The sequence below is a fragment of the Arthrobacter sp. Soil_C_60 genome (assembly GCF_057656375.1).
This window is the reverse complement of sequence record NZ_JBDGKM010000008.1, coordinates 177,389-201,537: the sequence shown is the minus strand read 5'-3', so window position 1 is coordinate 201,537 and position 24,149 is coordinate 177,389. Positions and strand designations below refer to the sequence as shown.

24 protein-coding genes are annotated in these 24,149 nt (G+C 64.5%); 10 read left to right on the top strand and 14 right to left on the bottom strand.

All coding sequences use genetic code 11. The annotated features are described in order from the left end of the window. Window position 1 precedes the first annotated feature (1 nt). The 5 genes from AC3A4M_RS16580 to AC3A4M_RS16560 are packed head-to-tail and all read right to left on the bottom strand — an operon-like array spanning window position 2 to window position 4,508. Window positions 2-799: an IclR family transcriptional regulator gene (locus AC3A4M_RS16580; protein WP_498737022.1), complete on the bottom strand. Its 798-nt coding sequence runs from the start codon at window positions 797-799 to the stop codon at window positions 2-4. Window positions 800-807: 8 nt separating this feature from the next. Continuing rightward, window positions 808-1,641 carry a 5-dehydro-4-deoxy-D-glucuronate isomerase gene (gene kduI / locus AC3A4M_RS16575; RefSeq protein ID WP_498737021.1) on the bottom strand — a complete coding sequence of 278 codons (834 nt, stop codon included), beginning with the start codon at window positions 1,639-1,641 and terminating at the stop codon, window positions 808-810. A 22-nt stretch (window positions 1,642-1,663) separates the two neighbouring features. Then, a complete protein-coding gene (locus tag AC3A4M_RS16570) occupies window positions 1,664-2,971 on the bottom strand; it encodes a TRAP transporter large permease (protein WP_498729386.1) in 1,308 nt (435 codons plus the stop codon). Continuing rightward, the gene (locus AC3A4M_RS16565; protein ID WP_498737019.1) at window positions 2,968-3,501 is read right to left on the bottom strand and encodes a TRAP transporter small permease; all 534 of its coding nucleotides are present in this window, start codon (window positions 3,499-3,501) and stop codon (window positions 2,968-2,970) included. Before AC3A4M_RS16565 ends, AC3A4M_RS16570 begins: the two co-directional genes overlap by 4 nt. Beyond that, window positions 3,501-4,508: a TRAP transporter substrate-binding protein gene (locus tag AC3A4M_RS16560; RefSeq protein WP_498737018.1), complete on the bottom strand. Its 1,008-nt coding sequence runs from the start codon at window positions 4,506-4,508 to the stop codon at window positions 3,501-3,503. Before AC3A4M_RS16560 ends, AC3A4M_RS16565 begins: the two co-directional genes overlap by 1 nt. A 152-nt stretch (window positions 4,509-4,660) precedes the next feature. On the opposite strand from AC3A4M_RS16560, the gene AC3A4M_RS16555 reads away from it, so the two are divergent. The 5 genes from AC3A4M_RS16555 to yidC all read left to right on the top strand — a co-directional run bounded on the left by AC3A4M_RS16555 (window position 4,661) and on the right by yidC (window position 9,462). Further along, the gene (locus AC3A4M_RS16555) at window positions 4,661-5,692 is read left to right on the top strand and encodes a zinc-dependent alcohol dehydrogenase (RefSeq protein ID WP_498737016.1); all 1,032 of its coding nucleotides are present in this window, start codon (window positions 4,661-4,663) and stop codon (window positions 5,690-5,692) included. Continuing rightward, window positions 5,689-6,444: an SDR family oxidoreductase gene (locus AC3A4M_RS16550; RefSeq protein ID WP_498737014.1), complete on the top strand. Its 756-nt coding sequence runs from the start codon at window positions 5,689-5,691 to the stop codon at window positions 6,442-6,444. The genes AC3A4M_RS16555 and AC3A4M_RS16550 overlap by 4 nt, the downstream gene beginning before the upstream one ends. Further along, window positions 6,441-7,070 carry a bifunctional 4-hydroxy-2-oxoglutarate aldolase/2-dehydro-3-deoxy-phosphogluconate aldolase gene (locus tag AC3A4M_RS16545; RefSeq protein ID WP_498737012.1) on the top strand — a complete coding sequence of 210 codons (630 nt, stop codon included), beginning with the start codon at window positions 6,441-6,443 and terminating at the stop codon, window positions 7,068-7,070. Before AC3A4M_RS16550 ends, AC3A4M_RS16545 begins: the two co-directional genes overlap by 4 nt. Beyond that, window positions 7,067-8,008 carry a sugar kinase gene (locus AC3A4M_RS16540; RefSeq protein WP_498737010.1) on the top strand — a complete coding sequence of 314 codons (942 nt, stop codon included), beginning with the start codon at window positions 7,067-7,069 and terminating at the stop codon, window positions 8,006-8,008. Before AC3A4M_RS16545 ends, AC3A4M_RS16540 begins: the two co-directional genes overlap by 4 nt. A gap of 479 nt (window positions 8,009-8,487) precedes the next feature. Next, a complete protein-coding gene (gene yidC, locus AC3A4M_RS16535) occupies window positions 8,488-9,462 on the top strand; it encodes a membrane protein insertase YidC (protein ID WP_498737009.1) in 975 nt (324 codons plus the stop codon). Window positions 9,463-9,652: 190 nt separating this feature from the next. Here yidC and AC3A4M_RS16530 read toward each other — a convergent pair whose 3' ends face one another. The 6 genes from AC3A4M_RS16530 to AC3A4M_RS16505 all read right to left on the bottom strand — a co-directional run bounded on the left by AC3A4M_RS16530 (window position 9,653) and on the right by AC3A4M_RS16505 (window position 15,970). Then, a complete protein-coding gene (locus AC3A4M_RS16530) occupies window positions 9,653-10,042 on the bottom strand; it encodes a hypothetical protein (RefSeq protein ID WP_498737007.1) in 390 nt (129 codons plus the stop codon). Window positions 10,043-10,227: 185 nt separating this feature from the next. Next, entirely contained in the window at window positions 10,228-10,653 is a 426-nt protein-coding gene (locus tag AC3A4M_RS16525) for a hypothetical protein (protein ID WP_498737004.1), read from the bottom strand. A gap of 180 nt (window positions 10,654-10,833) precedes the next feature. Then, a complete protein-coding gene (locus tag AC3A4M_RS16520) occupies window positions 10,834-11,244 on the bottom strand; it encodes a hypothetical protein (protein WP_498737003.1) in 411 nt (136 codons plus the stop codon). A gap of 16 nt (window positions 11,245-11,260) precedes the next feature. Next, complete coding sequence (locus tag AC3A4M_RS16515) at window positions 11,261-12,766, bottom strand: FAD-dependent monooxygenase (RefSeq protein ID WP_498737001.1); 1,506 nt, start codon at window positions 12,764-12,766, stop codon at window positions 11,261-11,263. A gap of 121 nt (window positions 12,767-12,887) precedes the next feature. Then, window positions 12,888-14,954 (bottom strand): transglycosylase domain-containing protein, encoded by a 2,067-nt coding sequence (locus AC3A4M_RS16510; RefSeq protein WP_498736999.1) that lies wholly within the window; start codon window positions 14,952-14,954, stop codon window positions 12,888-12,890. 182 nt (window positions 14,955-15,136) lie between these two features. Beyond that, window positions 15,137-15,970 carry an SDR family oxidoreductase gene (locus AC3A4M_RS16505; protein WP_498736997.1) on the bottom strand — a complete coding sequence of 278 codons (834 nt, stop codon included), beginning with the start codon at window positions 15,968-15,970 and terminating at the stop codon, window positions 15,137-15,139. A gap of 77 nt (window positions 15,971-16,047) precedes the next feature. On the opposite strand from AC3A4M_RS16505, the gene AC3A4M_RS16500 reads away from it, so the two are divergent. Further along, window positions 16,048-16,872: a sigma-70 family RNA polymerase sigma factor gene (locus tag AC3A4M_RS16500; protein WP_498736995.1), complete on the top strand. Its 825-nt coding sequence runs from the start codon at window positions 16,048-16,050 to the stop codon at window positions 16,870-16,872. 99 nt (window positions 16,873-16,971) lie between these two features. Here AC3A4M_RS16500 and AC3A4M_RS16495 read toward each other — a convergent pair whose 3' ends face one another. Next, window positions 16,972-17,652, bottom strand: coding sequence for a TetR/AcrR family transcriptional regulator (locus tag AC3A4M_RS16495; RefSeq protein ID WP_498736994.1), 681 nt, complete (start codon window positions 17,650-17,652; stop codon window positions 16,972-16,974). A gap of 96 nt (window positions 17,653-17,748) precedes the next feature. On the opposite strand from AC3A4M_RS16495, the gene AC3A4M_RS16490 reads away from it, so the two are divergent. The 3 genes from AC3A4M_RS16490 (at window position 17,749) to AC3A4M_RS16480 (ending at window position 20,435) form a co-directional block, all read left to right on the top strand. Next, window positions 17,749-18,786, top strand: a complete 1,038-nt coding sequence (locus tag AC3A4M_RS16490; protein ID WP_498736992.1) for an NAD(P)-dependent alcohol dehydrogenase — start codon at window positions 17,749-17,751, stop codon at window positions 18,784-18,786. A gap of 78 nt (window positions 18,787-18,864) precedes the next feature. Beyond that, window positions 18,865-19,884 carry a PHP domain-containing protein gene (locus AC3A4M_RS16485; RefSeq protein WP_498736991.1) on the top strand — a complete coding sequence of 340 codons (1,020 nt, stop codon included), beginning with the start codon at window positions 18,865-18,867 and terminating at the stop codon, window positions 19,882-19,884. A gap of 74 nt (window positions 19,885-19,958) precedes the next feature. After that, complete coding sequence (locus tag AC3A4M_RS16480) at window positions 19,959-20,435, top strand: heavy metal-responsive transcriptional regulator (RefSeq protein ID WP_498736989.1); 477 nt, start codon at window positions 19,959-19,961, stop codon at window positions 20,433-20,435. A gap of 127 nt (window positions 20,436-20,562) precedes the next feature. On the opposite strand, the gene AC3A4M_RS16475 is transcribed toward AC3A4M_RS16480, so the two are convergent. After that, on the bottom strand, window positions 20,563-21,831 hold the full coding sequence (locus tag AC3A4M_RS16475; protein WP_498736988.1) for a glycerophosphodiester phosphodiesterase family protein: 1,269 nt from the start codon (window positions 21,829-21,831) through the stop codon (window positions 20,563-20,565). Window positions 21,832-21,981: 150 nt separating this feature from the next. Between AC3A4M_RS16475 and AC3A4M_RS16470 the strand changes: the two genes are divergently transcribed. Next, window positions 21,982-22,617, top strand: a complete 636-nt coding sequence (locus AC3A4M_RS16470) for a hypothetical protein (protein WP_498736986.1) — start codon at window positions 21,982-21,984, stop codon at window positions 22,615-22,617. Here the strand turns inward: AC3A4M_RS16470 and AC3A4M_RS16465 are convergent. Further along, window positions 22,525-24,075 (bottom strand): dynamin family protein, encoded by a 1,551-nt coding sequence (locus AC3A4M_RS16465; protein WP_498737081.1) that lies wholly within the window; start codon window positions 24,073-24,075, stop codon window positions 22,525-22,527. The genes AC3A4M_RS16470 and AC3A4M_RS16465 overlap by 93 nt on opposite strands. Window positions 24,076-24,149 lie beyond the last annotated feature (74 nt).

The following is a 24,149-nucleotide window of genomic DNA, read 5'->3' as shown; positions in this document are numbered from 1 at the left end:
ACTAAGCGCTCGCGCGGTCCACCGAAGAGCCAAGCGCCCGGGAGATCGCGTCCGCGGCGGCGACTGCCTCCGGCGCAAACTGCTCGATTGTGGAGCCAGGGTACTCAAGCTCAAGCGATGAGATCGAGAGGCCATACATCACTCGTCCGAGGTGATCCCGGATCGGAGCTGAGACGCACACCGTGCCGCGCTCATTCTCACCGAGATCTAGCGCGTAACCGCGTTGACGCACGTTCGCGAGCTCTGTGCGCAACTGTTCGGGATCGGTGATGGTCTTGTCGGTGCGGGGCGGCAGGCCCACCTCGGCTACCAACTGGGCCACCTGCTCAGGCGTCCAGCTCGCGAGCACAACCTTTCCCATGCCCGAGCAGTGCATCGGCATCGGTAACCCCACGCGCGAAGCCATCCGATAGGGCTTCGACGAGTCCTTGCGGATGACGTACACCATCTCGAAACCATTCACGACGCCGATGTGAACCGTGCAGTCGACTTCGCGTACGAGCTTCTCGACGATCGGCTCCGCGATGAAGGAGATGTCGAGCCGGGAGATGGCCCGGCCAGCAATGCCGAGGAGACGGGAGCCGGGGTGATAACCGCGATCGCTATCGCCGGTGATGAACTTCAACTCCGCCAGCGTCGCGAGAATACGGTGCACAGTCGCCTTGGGCAGCCCGGTCTCTTCGACGATGTCAGTGAAGCGGTCGTAGAGAATCGCGGCCTCGAGCACCCGCAACGTTTTCTCACTCGCGCCCATAGATGGCGCCGGGCTCGTGTCAAGCTCCTTGGGTTCCCCGGTCATGATCCGCATCATCTCATGTCGACAATCGCGACGCCATCCATGTCGTCGAAGGCCTGGTTCTCGCCGGCCATCGCCCACACGAACGAGTAGTTCGACGTTCCGACACCCGAGTGGATTGACCACGACGGCGAAAGCACCAGTCCCCCATCGCCGACAAGCATGTGACGGGTCTCGGACGGTTCGCCCATGAGGTGAACGACGCGGGCCTCCTCGGGTACATCGAAGTACACGTAAAACTCGGTGCGGCGGTCATGAGTATGCGCCGGCATCGTATTCCACATGCTGCCGGCGTGCAGTTGGGTGACGCCCATGACCACCTGGCAGCTGCGCACGCCGTCTTCGTGAATGTACTGGTTGATCGTCCGGCGATTCGAAGTCAGCGGATCACCGAGCTCTCGGACCGTGCCCTGGCCGGGCTCGACGAGTGCCGTCGGGCAGGTGGCATGAGCGGGCGCCGAGAAGCCGTAGAAACGAGCAGGCGTCGCGGCATCGTCGGACTCGAAGGAAACGTCCTTCACGCCGCGGCCCAAGTACAGGCACGCGCCGGTGGTCATCACATGGCGCTCACCATCGGCACGGATGGCACCCGCCCCTCCGATATTGACGATGCCGATCTCGCGGTGATCGAGGAACTGCTCACTACGGATCTCCGGCACTGCCTCGAGCGCAAGCGGTGCGTCAGTCGGCATAGCGCCGACCGCGACCACGCGATCGTAGTGGGTGACGATGGTGCGCACCGTGCCAGGAATGAAGAGATCCTCGACGAGATAGCGGTCGCGCAACTGCTGCTGCGTGACCCCGGGAATCTGCTCGGGAGAAGTGGGGCCATAAACGGCGGTCATGGTATTTCCTTCCATTGGAGAGTCAGAGCAGGCCCATGAGGCCAGGGAGCCACAGGGAAAGCTGGGGGACGAAGACGATGACGAACAGCAGCGCGATGAGCACGAGCAGGAACGGCATCAGTTTGGCGATAACCGGCTCGAGCTTGACCTTCGCCACCTGAGTACCGACGAACAGCACGGGTGCCGACGGCGGCGAGATCACGGCGATCGAGAGATTGAAGACCATCACGATACCGAAGTGCACCGGGTCGATGCCGTAGGAGACCGCAATCGGCAGGAAGATCGGAGTGAAAATCAGGATCGCCGGCGTCGGGTCAAGCGGGATGCCGATCAACAGCAGCACGAGCATCATGATCAGCAGCACGACGACCTTCGAGTCAGTCCACCCGAACAGTGACTCGGCGATCAACTGCGGCAGCCGGGCGTAGGTCATGACGTAAGACATGATCGTCGACACCGCGATCAGGAAGATGACGATCGCGCTGGTGCGGCAGGCGTCGAACAGGACTCGCGGCAGGTCCTTGACCGAAATGGTGCGGTAGAAGAACGAGAGCAGCAGCGCGTAGATCACGGCCACGGCCGAGCCCTCGGTCGGGGTGAAGAAGCCAGCCACGATGCCGCCGATCGCCACCACGATCAGGCCGAGCGACGGAACAGCGCGCCCGAACGTACCCAGGAAGACCGGGAACTTGGGCCAGGACTCGCCCCGCAGCTCGGGGTGCCGACGGGCGTAGACCAACCCGACGAGCGCACATGCGAGCGCCCACAGGATGCCGGGGATGTAACCTGCGACGAACAGCGCACCAAGTGACGTACCGCCAGCAGCGAGTGAGTAGACGATAAGCGTGTTGCTCGGCGGGATCAGCATTCCAGCCGGCGCCGAAGCGATGTTGGCCGCCGCGCTGAAGGCCCGGTCATAGCCCGCCTTCCGCTGCATTGGAGACATGGTGGAGCCGATGGCGGCGGCACTCGCGACGGCGGAACCGGATACGGAGCCGAAGATTGCGTTTGCGATGACGTTCGTCTGCACGAGCGGCGCCGGCGTGCGGCCCACGAGCACCCGTGCGAGGTTGATAAGCCGCTCGGCAATACCGCCGTTGTTCATGATCACGCCAGCCAGGATGAAAAACGGGATGGCGAGCAGTGCGAACGAGTCAGCACCGCCGATCATTTGTTGTGCGGAGGTGATGGCGCCTCGCTCGAAGTCTACGATCAGCAGCATGCATAGGGCCGACGGCAGCGCGATCGCTATGGAGACAGGGGCGCCAATCGCGAGCAGCAAAGCCAGGCCGCCGATAAGGATGACGCTGATGGTACCGGGCTCAATCACAGGGATGCCGCCTCGAGGTCCTCGTCGTGATCCACGTGGCCGGCATAACGGCTAGAGAAGGTTCCGACGATGTGGATGGTCAGGTAAATAGTCAACAGCACGCCGGAGATCGGCAGAGCCAGGTAGAGCTGGCCCTGTGTGAGGGGCAGCAGCGGATTCTGCTGCCCCCACGCAAGGGCGGACTGCTGGAGGCCACCAAATACCATCACGTACAGTACGAACGCGAGCGTTGTGAGGTAGGCAATTATGTCGGCGACTCGCTGGAGCGACACGGGCAGTCGTGCCACCAGGAAGTCCATGATGACGTCAGCCTTCTCGCCGACGGCGATGGCGATTCCGATCAGGCTGACCCACACGAATGTGTGTCGCGCCGCTTCCTCGGACCATGCGCTTGGCTGTCCAAGCACCAGGCGGGTGAAGACCTGCCAGGCCACGAGCAGCACCAGCAGCGCAAAAAGGGTGACGCACGTTGCTCGGAGCGTGCCATCGAGCCATGCCCGTGCAGTCTTCATGAGCTTCGCTGTTGCCATTAGCTGCGCGCCGCCTCGATGGCGTCGTAAACCGTCTGTGCGACCTCGGACGTGACGAGCTCCTCATGCAGCGGGCGCGTCGCCTCGCGGAACACCTCGGTGTCGACCTCGCTGAACTCCGCACCGGCTTCCTCGGCTGCGGCGGTTGCCTCCTCGACGGCGGCACCGAACAGCTCGAGTTCGGTGTCGACCGACGCCGTCAGCAGGTCCTCGAAGATCGCGCGGTCCTCCTCGGAGATGCCATCCCATACGGTGGGGCTAGTGACCAGGTAGTCAGGCATCATCAGATGCTCGGTGCGCGAGTAGTAGGGCGCAATCTCGTCGTGCGAAAGCGTCGAGTAGATAAGCTCGTTGTTTTCTGCGCCGTCAAGCACGCCTGACTGGATTGCGGTGTAGACCTCGCCCTGTGCCATCGGGGAACCGACGCCACCCATAAGTCCCATCATGCGTACATTCGTATCCGAACCGATAACCCGGATCTTCTGACCCGAGAGGTCGGCGGGCGTCTCAACCGGACCAACGCTTGAGTACACGTTGCGGACACCACCGTGATACGCGGAGAGCACCTGAATGTTGTCGTCCAGCAGCGTGTCGTACAGCCCGCCTGCAATTTCACGGTCGTTGAGCACGCTCATCTGGTGCTCGGGCGACTCGTAAAGGTACGGCAGGTTCACGACCGAGAAGTCCGATTCGAAGTTCTCGAGCAAACTGCCGGCGACGACGGCGAAGTCGATGGTGCCGGACTGCACCTGTTCAATGGTGGCCGCCTGGTCGCCGAGCGTCTCATCGGCGTAGAGCTCCAGCGCATAGCGACCGTCAGTCTGGGCCACGAGCTCATCCGAGAGCTGCAGCAGCGCCTGAGCCTGCGGGTGGTTGATGTCCTGGTTGAAAGCAACGCGGAGGACAGTCTCACCGCCGCCGTCTTCCGCGGAAGCGGAGCACGAAGCAAGTGCCATTGTGGTGATTACGGCGGCGCTCAGTACGCCCAGAATCCTTTTTCCCTGCATGAAATTTCTCCTCGTCGAGTCATTTGATCAATGTGATTTGCACCACCGGCGTGATCGAAGACTACTATAACCAGATAGAACTCGGTTGCGCCACACGGAACTTGTAGCGGAACATGGTTCCATTAGACGAACAGCGGACCGAAGAAGGAGAGATGGCATTGCGAGCAGCTAGATACATCGGCGATCAAAGGATCGAGGTGGGCGACGTTGAAGCCAAACCGCCTGCAGCCGGGGAAGTCACCATACGCGTCGCATACAACGGAATCTGCGGCACCGACCTGCACATAGTGCAAGGCCACATGGACACTCGAGTGGACATGCCGGCAGTGATCGGCCACGAGATGAGCGGCGTCATCAGCGCGATCGGCTCTGACGTGGACTCGCTGACACCGGGGCAACCGGTCACTGTGATGCCGTTGCGCTGGTGCGGGGAGTGCGCCTCCTGCCGCGCCGGCCACCAGCACATCTGCCAGCGTCTCGACTTCGTTGGCATCGACTCCCCCGGCGCGCTCCAGGAGCAGTGGACGGTGCCCGCTTCCCTCGTGGTTCCGCTACCTGAAGGCGTCTCGCTCGAGCACGCCGCGCTCGTCGAGCCGCTCGCAGTAGCGGTGCACGACGTGCGGCGCTCGCGGCTCGCGGCGGGCGAGACCGCCGTCGTAATCGGTGGCGGGCCCATCGGCCAGCTCATCGCCGTCGTGGCTCGCGCCGTGGGTGCGGAGGTGATCCTGGCTGAGCCGGACGCCGCCCGCCGCGCGTTCGCTGCACAGCAGGGCACCATCGTCGTCGATCCCATCGAGGGCGACCTCGCAGCCGTCGTCGAAGAGCGCACCGGCGGCGCCGGAGCCGACGTCGTGTTCGAGGTCGCGGGCACCCGCGGCACCGCGCTTGACGCCACTCGGCACGCTCGCACTCGCGGGCGCGTGGTATTCGTCGCGATTCACCCCGAACCGGTGCCCGTCGATCTCCATCGCATCTTCTGGCGCGAACTTGAGGTGCTTGGCGCCCGTGTTTACGAGCGCGAGGACTTCGTGCGCGCCATCGAGCTGCTCGCCTCCGGCGTGGTACCGGCGGACGCGCTCATTACGCGCGTCGTGCCACTTGATGACACCTCGGAAGCGTTCGAGGCACTGCTCGCCGCGTCCGCAATGAAAATTCTTGTCGACGTGCAGGGGGTGCGCGCGTGAGTATCTCATTTGACCTGACCGGTACGACGGCCGTGGTCACCGGTGCCCGCAGAGGCATCGGCTTCGCAATGGCTGAGGGGCTCGCAATGGCCGGTGCCGACATTATTGCGGCATCCGCGAGCCAGGAACCCGACGGCGGTGCGATCGGTGCGCGAGTACGCGAACTCGGACGCGCTTTTGAGGGATATGCCGTCGACTTCCGCGACCGCGATGCCGTCGCCGCCTTCGGGGCGGCTGTCCAGGATCGCGCTGACATCCTGGTGAACAACGCCGGCACCATCCGCCGATCGCCCGCGGCGGAGCATCCGCTCGAATGGTGGGACGAGGTGCTCGACGTGAACCTGCGCAACCAGTTCGTCCTCACGCAGGCAGTTGCGGCCGGGATGCTTGAGCGCGGCTACGGTCGCATCGTCTTCACTGCGAGCCTATTGAGCTTCCAGGGCGGCATCACCGTGCCGGGGTACACCGCGGCGAAGTCGGGCATTGCCGGTCTCGTGAAGGCGCTCAGCAATGAATGGTCCGCGCGGGGCGTCACGGTGAATGCGATCGCACCGGGCTACATCGCCACCGACAACACCGCGGCCCTGCGCGCCGATGAGGACCGCTCGCAAGCTATCCTCGATCGCATCCCAGCCGGACGCTGGGGCGATGCCGAGGATCTGCAGGGCGCGACAGTCTTCCTCGCCAGCCCGTCGGCCGCCTACGTCACCGGCGTCACGTTGCCGGTCGACGGCGGATGGATGGCACGATGATGCTCGAGCTAAGCGGCGTTGTCCCGCTCGCAACCGTCGACGACGCCGCGGCCGCCGATGTGATCGCCGACGGCCTCCTCGCCGGCGGCCTGCCGGTGCTCGAGGTCGCGCTGCGCAACCCTTACGGGATGGCGGCGATCGAGCGCATTGCCGCGCGAGGTGACGTGCTTGTCGGCGCCGGCACCGTCCTCGATCGCGATCAATTGCGCCGTGCACTCGACGTCGGCGCAGCATTTGTCGTCGCGCCGGGTCTTGACGAGGAAATCGTCGAAGCCGCGCTCACCGCGGGTGTGCCGGTGCTGCCGGGGGTGATGACGCCAAGTGACATACAACGCGGCATCCGCCTCGGACTTGAACGGCTCAAGCTCTTCCCCGCCGGCGCCGCGGGCGGGCTCGCCCTCGTCAACGCGCTGGCCCCGGTCTTTCCAGGAGTGCGCTTCATGCCCAGCGGAGGGGTGAGCACCGCCAACCTCGGCGAGTACCTGGCGCATCCGGCCGTCTTCGCGGCAAGTGGCTCGTGGATCGCTGCCCCCGCGCGTGTCGCGGCAGGCGCCGAGGCAGTCGCCGAGGCAGCGCGGGAGGCGGTCGCGGTTCGAGCCAAGGCAGGCTTGGGGGCCGGGCAATGAGCGTCGTCGCGCTCGGTGAGTCGCTGGGGCTGCTTGTCGCCTCCCGCATCGGCAGGCTTGAGCTCGTGCCTACGATGGATCTGGGCTTCGGGGGCGCCGAGAGCAACGTCGCGATTGGCCTGGCGCGCCTAGGCGTGCCCGTGACCTGGATGAGTCGCCTCGGTGATGACGCGCTCGGCCGCCTAATCGTGCGACAGCTTCGGGCCGAGGGCGTCAGCGCCGCGACGACCCTCGATCCGACGGCGCCCACCGCCCTCATGTTGAAAGAGCGTCCGGCGGCGGGCGCCAGCGCCGTCTCGTACTACCGTGCAGGCAGCGCAGGCTCCCGTCTCGCGCCGGAGCACCTCGACGTCGCCCGCATTCGGGAGGCTCGTATCCTGCACATCACCGGCATCACGGCCGCGCTTGGTGCTGGTCCGCGCGCTGCATTGGACGCCGCGATCGATGCCGCGAACGCTGGCGGCACTATCGTCTCGTTCGACGTAAATCACCGCTCGCGGCTGTGGAGCCACGCAACGGCAGCCTTCGCGTACCGCGAGATCGCGGCCCGCGCCGATGTCGTCTTCGCTGGCGATGACGAGGCGGAACTACTCACCGGCGAGCGCGAGCCGGCAGCGCAGGCCGCGGCGATTATCGATCTGGGCCCAACGCAGGCGATCGTGAAGCTCGGAGCTGAGGGCGCGTACGCGCTTGCCGATGGCCGGGCCGTGGAACAGTCGGCATTCCCCGTGCACGCTGTCGACACAGTCGGCGCCGGGGACGCGTTCGTGGCTGGCTACCTGGCCGAGCTCCTCGCCGGCGCCTCGCTGACGGAGCGTCTCCGCACGGCCGCTGCCTGCGGCGCGATCGCCTGCACCGCGCCAGGCGACTGGGAAGCGGCCGCCGACCGTGCCGCGATCGCGCGGCTACTTGGAGCCGGTGACCCCGTGCAACGCTGACGTTCCGGTGGCCCGGGAGGCCCTACGGCTCTTCCTTTACGTCCGGGCCAGTGGCGCAATGAAGGAGGGGGAGCTGCGAGTCACTTGGTACACCGAAGCCAATTGCGATTGCCGCGCAGACTCCAACTGTCAGTTGCCGTTACGGGGACGAACCGGTGTCCCAGGCACGCGGGCACTCTAGACCGAATGGATAACTGAAGGAGTCCTTCGGGTCTAGCCACAGAGGGGCAGAGGGCACGGCACTCGGCCCCTCTGTGGTCTGGACTCAGGCTTGGAAAAGGTTTGGACGGCTAGTTCCTAAAGTCTCCCGATTGCGATTGGCGGCCCGAGAATTCCGAAGCGGTGATTGCAGCTTGAGCTAGGCTCACAGTATGAAAGCTTCCGTCAGTCAGCGTGAATAACTGGAAATCCAAATCCGTAGCTGGCTACTTGGTCCAATGAAGAAGGCGGCGCTGCGGCCCAACGAATAGGGATACTGCATGGACTTCTTCGAGACAATCCTGTTTCCCTTCAAATGGTTCGTATCTCTCATCATGCTGGGCTTCCATGAAGGACTAAGCTTCATCGGCCTCCCTGCGGCTTCGGGCTGGACCTGGACCGCGTCCATCATCGGCCTCGTGCTGGTGATCAGAGCGGCGCTTATTCCCATCTTCATGAAACAAATCAAAGCGCAGCGGAGCATGCAACTGCCCCAACCTGACCTGCAAAAGCTGCAGGACAAATACAAGGGCAAGACCGACCAACTGTCCCGCCAGGCCAGGGCACAGGAACAAATGGCCATCTACAAGAGACACGGCACTAACCCATTCTCGGCGTGCTTGCCGATGCTGATTCAAATGCCGTTCTTCTTCGCCCTCTTCACTATGCTCGCCGGTGTCACTACCGCTTCCCAAGAGGGCAAGGGCATCGGGGCGATGAGCCACGAACAGGTCCAGCAGTTCGAAGAGTCCACAATTTTCGGCGCTCCACTATCGGCGGCGCTGCTGCACGGCGGCTTCGAGAACGTCGCGGTCACGGTTCTGACCATCGTCATGATCCTGGCAATGACGGGCTCGCAATTCATCACGCAGAAGCAGATCATGGCAAAAAACATGTCGGAAGAAGCCATGGCCAGCCCATTTATGCGCCAGCAAAAGATGATGCTTTATATCCTGCCTGTCGTCTTTGGCATCGGTGGCATCAACTTCCCAATTGGCGTTCTCATCTACTGGACCACCACCAATCTCTGGACCATGGCGCAACAGTTCTTCGTAATCCGCCGCATGCCGACCCCTGGATCCCCCGCAGCCAAAGCTCTTGCCGCACGCCGTGCCGCCAAAGGGCTCCCGACCCTTCCTAACCTAGGGAACAAAACGGGCGAAAATAAGGCGGAGTCGACCGCCGCTGAAGATGCGCCAGCGAGGCCGCAGCGCGTCCAACCCCAACGTAAGAAAAGGAAGAAGAAGCGCCCCTGAAGTGTCCCTTGCAGTTTGGAGAAGACTAGTTCGTTCGCCATTAGCCAGAACGCACAGGTTCAGTTCAAACGGAGCCTTACGTCCACAACCGCTGACCACGGACAAGCTGTGCGCCACGGTACTTGCGCTGTCGCCCATAGTGCCGATACGGCTTCAGCCGTTGCAGCGCCCTGTCCAATGATTGACCCGCCTATGAGAGCGCTTCCTCCACTGGCACATTGGCCTGATATTCTCGCCCCTCGGCCTCGCTAAACGCTGTCATTAGGTGCCCTTTTTCCAGTCCCAGTACCGTACTTATGGGGAAGTGGCCGGTAATAGTATTCCCTGAATGCTCCACACCGCTGAGGTCAAAGTTCTCCTCGGTGCCGTCATGGCTGAAGCAATAGAACGAGACAGCTTCGCCGTTAATAAACTCGATTCCCATTCTGCGTTGGTGGGAATGATCCGGGGTGGCAGCCACGAGGCCGACCACATAGGGCCCCGAGCCGGGAAGGTTGCCGTCTATATCGAATTTCGCTACCAACGTGGATTCCTTGGCTGCGATGGATACATGCTTAAGAAGTGCATTGTGGGAGCTCATGGCTCCATCCTGCTTTCTGCACTCTCATTCGTCCAGCCTTGAAAGAAGACCAGCGTCACCAGCAGCGCAACGCCAGCTTTGGATGGAGGTTGAGCAACGGCGGGCAAGGGCGGAAAGTGTCCCCCGAGGGATCGAGAAACAAACCGAGAATTCCTGACCCGCCGAGCCCTCAGGGCTATGCAGGACTATTGGCCGATAACTTTGTTCTGATGGGCTGCCCGGCATAACTGCTCTTCGCGTTCTTCCGGCGAAAGTTCGTTCCACCTTGCTCGTTGTGCGTGGATTTCAGCTTCGGGGCGCCCCATGGCCTTCATTTCCTCAGGGGAAACGATCACGCTGTTCTCCGGACCGATCATGTACTGCCGGTCCAGATCAGCGCCTGGACCATCGGCATAGTCTTCAAAGCATTCGTTGAATGGCTCATAAACTCTCGCCTCGGAATCATTCTTTACGTCTCTGACCTCAGATTCGAACGCGGGAGGAGAGGGGGCGCCGAGGACACCCGGCGAAGGAGACGCGGCCTCGGTTACGGAAGCGGGGAGGCCGTGCTTGCCGGGGAGTGTGCTGATACCAAGTACCAAGCCGGCTGCCAGCAAAAGGACAGCAGTCATTCCTACGGATGGTTTCTTGGCCAATTACTTCCCCCATACTTCGTCTTCGCACCATGACCGGAGCGAATGGAACGCACACCTCCACACACTATCGGCAAGCACGACGAAGCTTCGTACCGCTACTCCCATGCTGTGGGTTCTAAGGTGGGGGGACCGACCCTCCGTCGAGTCCGCCCCTAGTCAGTCGCCGTCGGCGTCTGCACTCCCGAACGCGTCGGGGCATGGACTTGGCCCGGCCACTCCGATATATGTCTGTCCGGAGTCCCCGCCCCGCAGCGCGGCGAGGATTTTGTCGAGGTCGCGCGGGTCGGTTTCATCAGCGGCATAGGCTTTGGTATCGATGGCTACCCCATCCGGTGCGTACGTGCAGAGCATGTCTGGCGGAATCCGTGCCACTGAGTCAGCGCCGGCCTGATTCACGGCGACCAGGCGGACAGGCATTGTCGCGCCGGTCCCATTTTCGGTGGCGTCCACGTCGACCTCCGCTGAAGTAGTTTCACCAGTATGGCGCGAGAGTTGCATCACTGGCTGGATTTGCATGGCGGTTGCACCGCAACCGCCACGGACCTCGTAGGAAACTATGGTTGGCATGCCCTTCTTTGGTGCGCTACGCCACGGCAGGCGCACCAAACCAGGTGGTGAGAGCGTCGGGGAGCCCGGGGTCAGTCGACTCTCCCACCCAAGCCACGTACCCATCGGGACGAATCAACACCGCTGTAGGCGCAGTGACCGCACCGATTGCTGGAAGCTCCCACGCACCGGCAAATTCCGCGTCGACCAGTTGGACACGATCTGCCCATGACGTGATGTCGAAGCGCCCGGGCTCGCCGAGGTTGAGGAGCACGGGGTTGGCCCGATGCAGCAGGGTGAACACGCGGACGGGACCGTCGGCGGTGGCCAGGTCAAGATCGGGCATACGGCGTCCGAGCAGCGGATGTCCCTCGCCGAGGTCGTAGCGGACGTCCAGGCCCGACATCATGGCTCCGAATCGCTTCCGCGGTTCGTCCATACGCAGCAGCTCGGCGACGGTGTCGCGCAAGGCCGCAGTGCGCTCGTCAGCGCGGCGGAGCGCGACTTGCGCCATCGAGTTGCGCAGCACGCGAGCAGCAACCGGATGCCGCTCGGCGTGGTAGGTATCCAGAAGGCTCACCGGCGATGTCCCCTTAACGACCTGAGCCAACTTCCACCCCAGATTCACCGCATCCTGCATGCCCGTGTTGAGGCCTTGTCCACCGTCCGGGGAGTGCACGTGCGCGGCATCGCCTGCCAGCAGGACGCGCCTGTCCCGGTAGGCCGCGGCCAGCCGGGCCATGTCTGTGAACCTGGAGATCCACGTTGGATCGTGGACCCCGTAGTCCGTCCCGTAAACAGTGATGAGCGCCTCGCTGAGATCACTCAACGTGGGTTCTGTCGTGTTTCCCACGTGTGCTTCAGTCACCATGACCTGCACAGGCCCGCCATCCAGGAAGACCACCTCGCCGTCGCGAATTTCATAATTCAGCTTGCCTAAGGCATGGAGGCCGAGGGCGTCGCGGCGAATACCCAGCTCCGGCTTCTCGGCCATCTCGACCTCGGCGATCAGGTTGCTGACGGTCGGATCACTTCCGGGGAACTCGATGCCGGCCGCCTTACGAACCAGGCTGCGCCCGCCGTCGCAGCCAACGAGGTACTCCGCCCGCAGCTTCCCGCCATCAGCCAGCTTGATGTCGACGCCGGTGTCGACCTGAGCGAAACCGGTCACCTCGCGTCCGCGATAGATTGTCACGTCCAAATCGTTGACCCAGCCGGCCAGGATCCGCTCGATGTGGATCTGCCACAGCCCGAGCCCATAGTTATGCCGGGTGGGGAAGTCGCTGATGTTTAAATGAGTGCCGCCGAACCCGGCGACCTGCGCCACCTGCCCCTCCGACAGGAATCGATCGGCTATCCCACGCTGGTCCAGGACTTCAATAGTGCGCGAGTGCAAGCCACCTGCGCGGGCGCCGGCAAGGTCTTGGCTGGGACGCCGCTCGACGACGGCCACATCAACCCCTGCCAACGCTAACTCACCCGCCAGCATCAGCCCTGTCGGACCTCCTCCGGCGATCACCACCGCATGCTCGGTCATCGACATTCGCATCCCCATTCCCTCAGTTCCCGCGTTTGCCGATTATGCAGCCGGGCCGGGGGCTTGCCGCAAGCCCCCGGCCGGGATATAGATTGGAAATAGGAAGTACGGGTTGCCCTGAACTCGGTCAGGGCCCGTCGGGTAGCCGGACTTTCTTCTCGCCCTTGAGCGCGCCCTCCATGGTGTCTTGCCAGACCGGACCGGCAACTTCGGAACCGGTCAAGTCCCGATAGGTGTTGCCGTAGGCTTCCACCCGGGTCAGCGGATATTGCGCGCCGCCCCTCGGGTCGCCCAGCCACACGGCTGCCACGAGTTGAGGCGTGCCGCCCACAATCCAGTTGGCGGCGAAATCGTTGGTGGTGCCCGTCTTGGCTCCCGCTTCCCGGCCTTCGGGGCGGAGCCGCGGCCCAAGGGTGCCGGTTCGTTTGAACGGTTCCTTGAGCACATCGGCCACGGTGTCGGCTATGTCCTCATCGATCGCCTGGTGGCAGTCAGGGTCCGGGACCGGCAGCTCTTCCTTGGTGCCGGTGCGCACTGCCTTGATGACCGTCACCGGCTGGCAGAGCACTCCCCCGCCCATGAAGGCGGAGTAGGCATTGGCCATCTCCAGCGGGCTCACTTCGTAGGCACCCAGGGCCAGCGAGGCTTCCCGCCCAACCAGCTGATCGGTCGGGATGGACGTGATGCCCAGTGTTTCGGCCATCTTGGCCGCGTTGATAACCCCGACGCGTTCAATAAGGCGGACGAAGTACACATTCACCGAGCTGCGGATGGCCTCATAGGCGTTGATAACCCCGTAGTCACGGTTGCCGTAGTTGACATAGCCGCCGCGCGGGTTATCGAGTTTCGACGATCGGTAGGGTCCGTCAGCGCGTAGCCGAGTGGAGGTCGGAATGCCTTGGTCCAGCGCCTCGGCCAGAATGATGGGTTTCATGGCAGACCCGACTTGAAAGGCGTTTCTGGCGTAGATCACTTCCGTCTTGCCCTTGCCCTCGCCCCAGTCCCGGTTCTGGGCGATGGCCGCGATATGGCCCTTGCCCGGCACGATGATCGCGGTACCGAGGGCCGCACGGTTGGTGTTGCCCAGTGCTTTCTCGACCGCAGCCTGTGCAGCGTCTGCCGCTTTCCGGTCCAACGTAGTCGTTAGCGTTAAACCGCCCAGGTGGAAGCGTTCCTGACGGACCTCGGGTGTCTTCCCAAACGCCTTGTTCGTCAGGATTTCCTCGCGGACAACCTCGCAGTAGAAGGGGTACTTGGATTCCCCGCAGCTGGAGGGGGCCGCGCCGCGCTTCACGGCGAGGTCCGAGTCCAGTGCCGCCTGAGTCTCTTCGGCGGTCAGGACACCTCGTTGCTCGAGCACCGTCAACACGGTGTTGCGCCGTTCCGTGGCACCTTCGGGGTTGGTGAAGGGGTCGAGGTCAACGGGTGCCTTGAGCATGCCGACCAGCAGGGCCGACTGGACATGGTTCAGCTTCGCCGCCGTCGTGCTGAAGTAGATTCGGGCGGCCGCCTGCACTCCGTAGGCGCCGTTGCCGAAGTAGACGGCGTTCATGTACTGGGTGAGGATCTCGTCCTTGGACAGCTGTTTCTCCAGCGCAAGCGCGTATTTGGCTTCGCGGATCTTGGCGTTGTAGGTGACGCCGACTGCCACCTGCTCCTCGACTTCGTCCCGCGCATGGTTGACCAGCATGTTCTGGACCAACTGCTGCGTGATGGTGGACGCGCCTTGAACGTTCTCGCTGGTCACATTGTTGATCAGCGCGCGGGTGACGCCGAGGGGATCCACGCCCCGATGCTCGTAGAACCGCGCGTCCTCAGTTGCGATCAGTGTTTCCTTGAACGCCTCGGACACCTGGTCCAGCTTCACATCCGTCCGGTTTTCACTGTAGATGCGGGCAAATTCCTTGCCGTCCTTGTCCAGCAGCACCGTATGCTGCGGCAGCGGGCGGTCCACCGGCAGGTCAGTCGGCAGCTCCTCCCACATGTCCAGCACGGAATTGCCGGCAACAGACAAGCCCACCGCAGCGGGCGCCACGATCATGCCGACGCCCAAAGCTGCGACCGCCACGCTCGCCAGCCACAGGTCGACGCGCCGCTGCCCGGCGCGTCGCTTCGGGGTTCGGCCGGGACGGGCTCCCGCCAGCAACTCGTCAAGGTTGACCGGTTCCGGTTTGTTGCGTCCCCATAGCCGCATGATGTTTCGTGGGGGAATTCCGGTGCCGGTTACACCTGTTGCGCAACCGGTCGCTACCGCGCATTATGAGGGGCCGCTGGGAAGGCACCCCTCGGGCGCCGCTGGTTTTCCCACACCCCTCCTTTGCCAAGATGGAGCAGATAAGAAAACAGTAGAACCTCCGCCGGGCGTTGACTAGAGCGTCAGGCATAATGGTGGACAGGACCCAAACGGTCCGCCAGAAAGTCGTCCCACGTCTTGCGGCCTACCGCCTGTTCGGGCGTCAGGTTGGCGCCGTTCCTGAACGCCAGTGCTGCCCCGCCCGGCATCGGGACCGGCATGATCAAGCGGCGACGGCCGGTGGCGTGCAGGTAGCTGCGGACCAGGTCCGCCATCAAGTTCACCTGAGGCCCGCCCATCTCCGGTACCAAGCCGGACGGCCCGCCAAGGGCCAGTTGGGCCAGCCGTGCCGCTACTTCCGCTGCATCGATTGGCTGGACGCGGAGTCCGGCAGGAACCGGTATCACGGGCAGCTTGGCCATCCCCTGGGCCATCATCAGCACCAGGTCATGGAACTGGGTAGCCCGGAGCGTCGTGTAGGGCACCCCGGAATTGGCGATGATCAGCTCTGCCGTCCGCTTGGCTCCGACGTAGCCGAACATCGCCCGGTCAACGCCGCTGGTGATCGGTGTGCGATCCGCGCCGACCACCGAAATATACACAAGATGCCGGACGTTGGCCCCCGCCGCGGCGCGAACCAGATTGCGTGCCTTTTCATCATCCCCTTTGCCGCTGCCGGCACAGTGGACAATGATTTGCACTCCTTCCACCGCCGCTTCGATGCCCTCGCCGGTCGCCAAATCCCCGGTTACGAATTCGATGCCCTCCACCGGCTCGCGCTTAGTCCGGCTCAACACCCGGACGCGGCAACCGGCTTCCTGCAGGCGCGGAACCAGATGCCGCCCCAGCGTCCCGGTTCCGCCGGTGACCAGCACCGGCGTCGTCGTACTGTGCTCTTGGTTGGTGTGCAACTCCATTATTGTTCCCCTATCAGGATTGTTACTCGTTATCGTGGTTCACTGTTATGACCCTTCCGGGCGGGAGAATGTGACAGATGGACGATCTTGAACAGCTGGCCGAGCAGTTCGAGCCGCACCGGGCCCGGCTCCGGGCCATGGCGTACCGGATGCTCGGTTCGCTCAGTGAAACCGACGACGCTGTCCAGGAGACCTGGTTGCGGCTCAGCGGCACGGATCCCAAAAGTGTCGAAAACCTTGGCGCCTGGCTGACAACCGTGCTCGGACGGGTCTGCCTGAACCTGCTGCGTTCCCGAAACACACGCCGGGAACAGCCGTTCGGGCTGCACATGCCGGATCCGGTGGTGAGCCGCGTCGAGGGGGCTGATCCTGAGCAGGAGAGTCTGCTGGCCGACTCCATCGGGCTCGCGCTGCTGATTGTGCTGGACGCCTTGACTCCTGCCCAACGGCTGGCTTTCGTCCTGCACGACATGTTCAGCGTTCCGTTCGACGAGATTGCCGAGGTTGTCGACACCTCACCGGCAGCGGCCCGGCAACTCGCCAGCCGCGCCCGCCGCCTGGTGGAGCAGGAATCCCAGATCCCCGACGCCGACCCAGTACGCCAGCGCAAAGCGGTGGATGCTTTTTCGCAGCCTCCCGCCACGGAGATTTCGCTGCGCTCGTCGCGGTGCTGGATCCCGACGTCGTTCTTCGTTCCGACGGCGGACTCGCCCGTCCCGCTGCCACCACGGTCCTGCGCGGCGCCTCGAGCGTGGCTGGACAAGCGGTTACTTACCAGCAGCTCGCCCCATTCGTGCGGCCGGCGCTTGTCAACGGGAGCGCTGGAGCCGTGGTGGTTCCGCGCAAGCAGGCGGTTTCAGTCGTGGCATTCACTGTCAGGAACGGAAAGATCGTGGCGATAGACGTGCTCGCCGACCCGGCGCGGCTCAGCCGACTCTGCCTGGCCGTCTAGCCGAAGCCCGTCATCCGCCACCGTGGATAGCGGGCACCGGTCCGGGAAATCAGGAAGGGTTCCCGGGGAGGGCTGCCGCGAGCGCGTCCAAGATCATGTTGAGCCCGAACTCGAATTCATCGCCGAAGTCGTAACCAGGTTTCAGCACGTGTTCAGTCGCCATTTCCACGAGGTGGGGGTACTCGCCCTCGGCAAAGAGCTGCACTATCGGTTCGGCGACGCCGGCAACGGTATCCGGCCCGCTGAAAGGCAGCGCGGCTTCCTGCAGCGCGGAACCGTAGACATACGCGTCGAGCAGGGCGTAGGCGTGGGCGGCCATCTTTACGGAGAAGCCCGCCGCCCGCAGCGTGCCGAGGATCGCGTCGTGATGCCGAAGGGTGGCCGGCCCCGGCGTAGTGCGTGACTCCATCAGGGCTGTTGCCCACGGGTGCCGCTGCAGTGCCTGCCGCGCTGAATCCGCCCGTCGCCGTATCTCGGCTCGCCAGTCCCCCGCCGACGACGGCAGCTCGATCTCGCTGAAGACGAGGTCCACAACGCCATCGAGCATCTCGTCCTTGTTCGCCACGTAATGGTAGAGCGACATCGGCTTGGCTCCGAGTTCCTGCGCCAGCGAACGCATGGTGAGTGCCGCGAGGCCCTTATCGTCGGCGATGGCGATGGCTCCGCGCAGTACCCGCTCCCTGCTTAAAGGAGAGCGTTCCTCGCTTGTTCCAATTGTTTCTCGAAGCATTTCAGTTAAGCCTATCGCGTTTTCGTACGCTGTACGATACTCTCGTCGTACTTAGTACGGCAGCTTTGCCGCACTTCATGAGTAAAGGAAACGGCCATGGCATCTCGTGCAGAGCATGTGGATAAGGGAACCCTGAAGAACGGCCCGGCTAAGGGGGAAACCGCCATGCGGGCCATCGCGCAGGACGTTTACGGCTCCGCGGAGGTCCTGCACCTTGCGCAGGTTCCACGCCCCGTTCCCGCGGAGCACGAAGTACTTGTCCGGGTGCGGGCGGCCGGGCTGGACCGCGGCGTCTGGCACCTGACAAGGGGACTGCCCTACCTGGCCCGGCTGGCCTTCGGGCTTCGCAAACCCAAAAACCCAATACCGGGTATGGACCTCGCGGGCATCGTGGTTGCGGCCGGACCGTCAGTTACCAGGTTCGCCATCGGTGACGAAGTGTTCGGAAGCGGCCGCGGCTCCTTTGCCGAATACGCAGTGGCCCGCGAGGACCAACTGGCCATCAAGCCGGCAAACCTAACGTTCGAGCAGGCCGCCGCCGTTCCGGTATCAGCGGTCACCGCTTTGCAGGGCCTGCGCGACGCCGGCCGGATCGAGCCGGGGCAGAAAGTGCTGGTCATCGGTGCGTCGGGCGGGGTTGGCTCCTTCGCGGTTCAGCTGGCCAAGGCCTTCGGGGCGCACGTCACCGGCGTGGCGAGTACCACAAAGCTCGAGGTCGTTCGTTCCCTGGGGGCCGACCGCGTCATCGATTACACCCGCGAAGACTTTGCCGACGGCGCCAGCCGCTACGATCTGATCCTCGACATCGCAGGGAACCCCTCGCTCGCCCGGCTGCGCCGTGCGCTGACCCCGGCCGGGACTGCAGTCATCACCGGCGGGGAAGAAGGCGGAAACCTGACCGGCGGCATGAACCGGCAACTGGGGGCCCTGCTCCTGTCGCCCTTCGTCGGCCAGCGGTTGACCATGTTTATCGGCAAGGTACGCTCCGCCGACCTCGAAGAGCTGACCGGGCTCATCGAGGCAGGGAAGGTCAAGCCCAGTATCGACAAGACCTTTCCTTTGGCCGAGGTCCCCGACGCGTTGCTTTACCTTGAGGAGGGCAAGGTCCGCGGAAAGGTTGCCATCACCATTTGAACGGCCCGCGGTCCAGGTGCCGGTGGGAGATTTTCCTCTGGAGCGGCGCGGCGGTGCTCCTTGGTGGAAGATGGAGCCATGGATGCTGTCGCCGCACTCAATGAGATTGCTTTCTGGCTCGAACGCGAGCTTGCTCCCAGCTTCAAGGTGCAGGCTTTCCGCAAGGCCGCCACCGCCATTCGCAGCCTGGAGCCCGAGGAGCTCGCCGCCCGGGCGCGTGACGGCCGGCTCAAGAACATGAAGGGGATCGGCAGCAGAACGTTTGAGGTCATCAGCCAGGCGGTCGACGGCGGGGTGCCCGACTACCTTGCGAAGCTGCGGGAACGTTCGGCCAAACCGCTGGCCGAAGGCGGGGCGGAATTGAGCTCGGCACTCCGCGGCGATCTGCACAGCCACAGCAACTGGTCCGACGGCGGGTCCCCCATCGAGACCATGGCCGATACAGCCCGGATGCTAGGACGGGACTACCTGGCGCTGACCGACCACTCCCCCAATCTGAAGATCGCCAACGGGCTAAGTGCCAAGCGGCTTACCGAGCAGTTGGACGTAGTCGCGGAGATCAACGATGCAGCCGACGGCTTCCGCCTGCTGGCCGGGATCGAGGTCGACATCCTCGAAAATGGCGCGCTGGACCAAACTCCCACCATGCTGCAGCAGCTGGACGTTGTGGTGGCCAGCGTGCATTCAAAACTCCGCTCCGATAAGCGCACTATGACCAAGAGAATGCTGGGCGGCGTCACCGATCCCCATACCAATGTGCTGGGCCACTGCACGGGCCGCCTGGTCAAAGGGTCGAGGGGCACCCGCCCGGAATCGGAGTTCGACGCCGATCGGGTGTTTGCCGCCTGCGCCGAACACGATGTCGCCGTCGAGATCAATTCGCGGCCCGAGCGGCAGGATCCGCCGGACAACCTGATCCAGCTTGCTCTGGACGCCGGCTGCCTGTTCAGCATTGACAGCGACGCCCATGCTCCCGGCCAGCTCGACTTCCTCCAGTACGGGGCTGAGCGCGCCGCGCGGAACGGCGTCCCGGCGGAACGGATCATTAATACATGGCCTTTGGATCGGCTGCTGGAGTGGACGGGCGCGGGAAAATAACCGGACAAAAGCCATGGGCAGGAACGGGATTTTTTGTTGACCTTGGAGTGGGCTCCAAGGTTTAAGCTGAAGCCATGACTGGCTTACAGGCGCCTCACGCGCTGAAAATTGGCGAGTTGGCCAAGGCTGTCGGCGTCTCAGCCGATGCGCTCCGCTACTACGAGCGCGCGGGCTTGCTTCCGCCGCCGGACCGGTCCCCCGCGGGCTACCGGTTGTATCCGCCCAGCGCCGCGGACCGCGTGCATTTTATCCAAGGTTGCCAGCGGCTGGGCCTGCGGTTGGCAGAGATAGTCGATCTGCTCGACGTCCGGGACACTGGCCGGTGCCCCTGTGAGCCGGCAGAGTCATTGCTCCGCCGGCGGATCGGCGAGCTGGACAGGGAGCTGGACCGCCTCACCCGGTTGCGCTCCGATCTGCAGGCCATGGCCGACCAGCTGCACGGCACAGATTGCCCGGATCCGGCCCCTGGCACGTGGTGTCCGCCCGGCTCGGAAAGCAGAAAGGAGGTGACCCTTGATGCACACCCAGAAGGCGTGCCCCTGCTGCGATGACCCTGCCTGTGACGGAAGCTGCTGCGGCGGCGGTTGTTGCTGAACCCGTTCCAGAACAACGACGGCGGCACTCCCGGTGGGATTTCCTTCCCACCGGGAGTGCCGCCGTCGTACGTAGTTAGGTTCTTCAGTTGGCGAAAACGTCCTGCAGCTGGCCCTGCGGGGTCCACAGCGCCACCGAGTCGCCGCCGTTGTTCAGCACCGAGGCGGTGCCATCGTTGTAGAAGCTCTCCGCGGTGTTGGTGCCGGGGCCGGTGTAGACGCGCAGTTCGGCGCCCGGGGTCAGGACATAGCCGTCGCCGATGGCGAGGATGTTGTTGGCCGCGTCACGGATGATGCTGCCGCTGACATCGATGCTGCGTCCGGTGGTGTTGCGCAGGAGCACGTGCTCGCCGGTTTCCGCCTGGACGTCGCTGCCGGCCGGGTTGTTGACCGAGTCGACGATTTCGATGCCGTTCGCCGCGGGGAAGGGCTTTCCGCCGTCGAGGTAGCGGGCAGTCTGGATCGGGAAGTCGCCGGTGACGGCGTCGACGCCAAGGTCGATGGAGTGCTGGACGGCCTCCGGGGAATTGGCGGTGTAGACGCCGATAACCAGACCGGCGGCCTTGACGTCGGCGACGTTCTGCGCGGTCAGCGTGCGGTAGTTGGTGCCCACGGAATCGGCGAACTCGGCCCACTGGGCCAGGGTTTCCGGTCCGGGAACGGTGCTGGAGAGCTGCTGCAGCTCGATCTCCGGGGCGATGGAGGCGAAGGTACGGTTGGAGGCCTCGTCGAAGCTGAGCACCTGGATCTTGTCCGCGGCTACCAGTTTCTGCCACTTCTTATCGGTGCGCAGCTCATCGGCGACCAGCTGCTCGATGCCCGGCGAGTTCTTCGGGGACTTGATCTCGATGTAGACGCCGGTCTCGGTGGTGGCGACCTTGGCGGCATCGTCCAGATGCGGGATGCGCTCGCCGGCGAATTCCTCGCCGAAGTAGGCGCCGGCGTCGAGCTGCTGCAGCTCCGCCCAGGTGAAGGACGTGATCGGATCGTTGGCGCGGTCCGGGAAGACGCCCTCGACGTTAGTGGTGCGGGCCGGAGTGTCATCGTGGAAGAGGAACGGCACTCCGTCGGCGCTGAGCTGGACGTCGATCTCAAAGAAGTCCGCACCGGAGGCCCGGCCGTCCTTGAACGCGGCAACGGTATTCTCCGGTGCCGTGCCGGCGGCGCCGCGGTGCCCGATGAGCAGCGGAGCTTCGGCCTGGCTGCTGGCCGCGGTGTCCTGCGCGGCGGAGTCTGCTGTTCCAGTCTGCGGCCCGGCCTGCTGGGCAACGGCGGCAGGCGCTGCGAGCAGAGACAGCCCGACGGCGGTGGCCGCGGCTGACCCGGTCAGAAGCGTGGTGATGCGTGATGCCATACGAATTGAACTTCCTTCATCCTGGTGGTCAATATCCCCTTTGACCGATGCTGGCCCCTGGTTGCATCCGGCACGCCAACACAGGGTGAACCCGGAATGAAGGGCGGGAAAAGGTGGACGAGGAGTGGCGGCCGCCACTAGATTACGAGCATGGCTCAAGATGGGGGAACCAACGATCCTGCCGCTGCCGGCGGACGGACAGACGCCGCCGGTCAGACCCAAGCTGGCGCCTCGCCGCTGGGACGGCCGCCGAGACCGCAGTTGTCCGACCGGACCCCACCGCCCATAGGGCAGGCACTGCCGCCTACCGGCATGGTGAAGGTGGCGAGATCCCTGTGGCTGGTGAGCTTCCTGCTTGGCGCGGTGGCCGTCGCCTTTGCCTACCTGTCCCGCGACGACCGGCTGGAGCGGCTCCGCGAGATCGTGACCGAGGTTGACCCTGCCCAGGACGAAGCAACCGTCGATGCAGTGGCTGCCCTGGTGCACTGGGGCAGCCTGGGAGCCCTGGCACTCATCATTATGGTCGAGGCACTCCTGCTGCGCGCGCTAATGCGCAGGCGCGGCGGGATCCGGTGGGTCCAGCTGGTGGTCATACTGCTCCACGGTGGAGCGGCGGTCCTGGCGGACGCTTTCCTGGTGGCTCCGGGCGAGGGCGAAATGTACCTCCGCTGGGCGCTGATAGCGCAGGTGGTGCTAGCCTGTGCGGCGCTGCTGGTCAGCCTGCTGCCCGGCGCCGACGCTTGGTTCCGTGCCAAGCACGAGACGTACGGTAGGCCGCGGGGCTGATCCGTCCGGCAGCCCGGCGAGGACCGCCTCGCAGCTGCGGACCACAATATGGCAAGCTTCCGCGGCAGTGCGGTCGGTCATCGGGTTCTCGGCCAGTGTGCGCCAGCGGCGCAGGCAGGCCAGGGCTTCGGCCCGCAGCGCCTCCGCTGGCGTGTCGTCGGGCAGGCCGAGCCGGAGCGCGGGCAACATCCCCCTGCCGCCGATCAGGCGTTCGGCCTCTGCCGCCAGCTCCTTGGGCAGGCCGAGCCCCGTGGTCCGAGCGGTAGCCAGCAGCCGCAGCTCCCGGAATTCATGGGCACCGGCCTGGATCTGTTCGAGCAATCCTGCCACCCGTTCCGTTCCGGTCCGGGGCCGCTCGCGAAGAAGTGCTTCCACGCCGGCCAAGGCGGTTCGCGCCTTGAGCTGCGCGGCGCGGGCCTGGAACTGGCCGGACATCAGGCCCAGCAGGTCGTCCAGCCCGCTGCGGCGGGCGAGCTCGTGGGCCAGCGCCGTCGGCTCACTGATACCGCCCCGGATGAGAGCCGTGGACATCCGGATCCCGAACAGGCCGAAGCGTTCCAACAGGGCCGCCCGGACCTCGGGGCTGGCTTTCAGTCCTGCGGTGGGACGGGCAAACCTGTCGGCGGAGAGCAGCATGCGTTCGCGTTCCGACCGGCCCAGCTTGGCCAGTTCCAGCAAAGCAGTGAACTCCGTTTGGCGGAGAGTGCGCGCACTTTGGGCCAGCAGGCCCGCGATAGGAACGACGCCCAGGGCCAGCGACCGCAGCGTGCCGTCGCGCTGGTAGCGCTCTGCGATCTCGCCCGCAGATAGAAGCGAGTCGATCCGTCCGGCGCCGATTTCATCTGCACGAGACAGCACCGCGAGCGCGTTCACCGTCCCCGATTGGCCTGCCGCAGTGTCCTTGAAGGCCTCCAGGAACTTCAGGTCGGTGGCGTGCAAGTGCCGCATCAGGTAGACGACGGCGTCCGCTTCGGAGGGAGCATCCCGGGGGGTGAGGAAGTTCGTGGAGCGCGCGGAGACGTCGCCGGAGAGTGAAGCGATGCCCGGAGTGTCGATCAGGGTCAGCTCCCGCAAGCCCTTGGCCGGCCAGTCCACCATCAGCCGCTCAACCTCTTCGGCGCGTGTGGTGCCCATGTCGAAGACCAGCCTGCCCTCGACCCTCCTGATCGGCAGCGTCCAAGGTTCAGGTGCAGGTGCTCTGCCCCCTCCGCCGGCCGCCGGGTACAACGTGATCCGCGGTGCGTCCCGGTAGCGGTACCAGGTCACCACCCGGGTGCACTCGGCGGTGTCGGTGGGCGCGATCTCCTCTCCGATGACGGCGTTGAGCAGCGTGGACTTCCCTGCCTTCACCATTCCAGCGAGCGCCACCCGCAGCGGTTCGGCAAGCCGCCGCTGGTAGCCCTCGAGTGCACGGCGCGCGTCCGGATCGTCAGCATAGGCCTCGATCGCCTGACGCAGGAGGTCCGGAACGGCGTCGGCGGCGGAGCCGTTCGTGACGGTGCCGTCACGGCCCGCCCCGTCTGCCCCGGTGG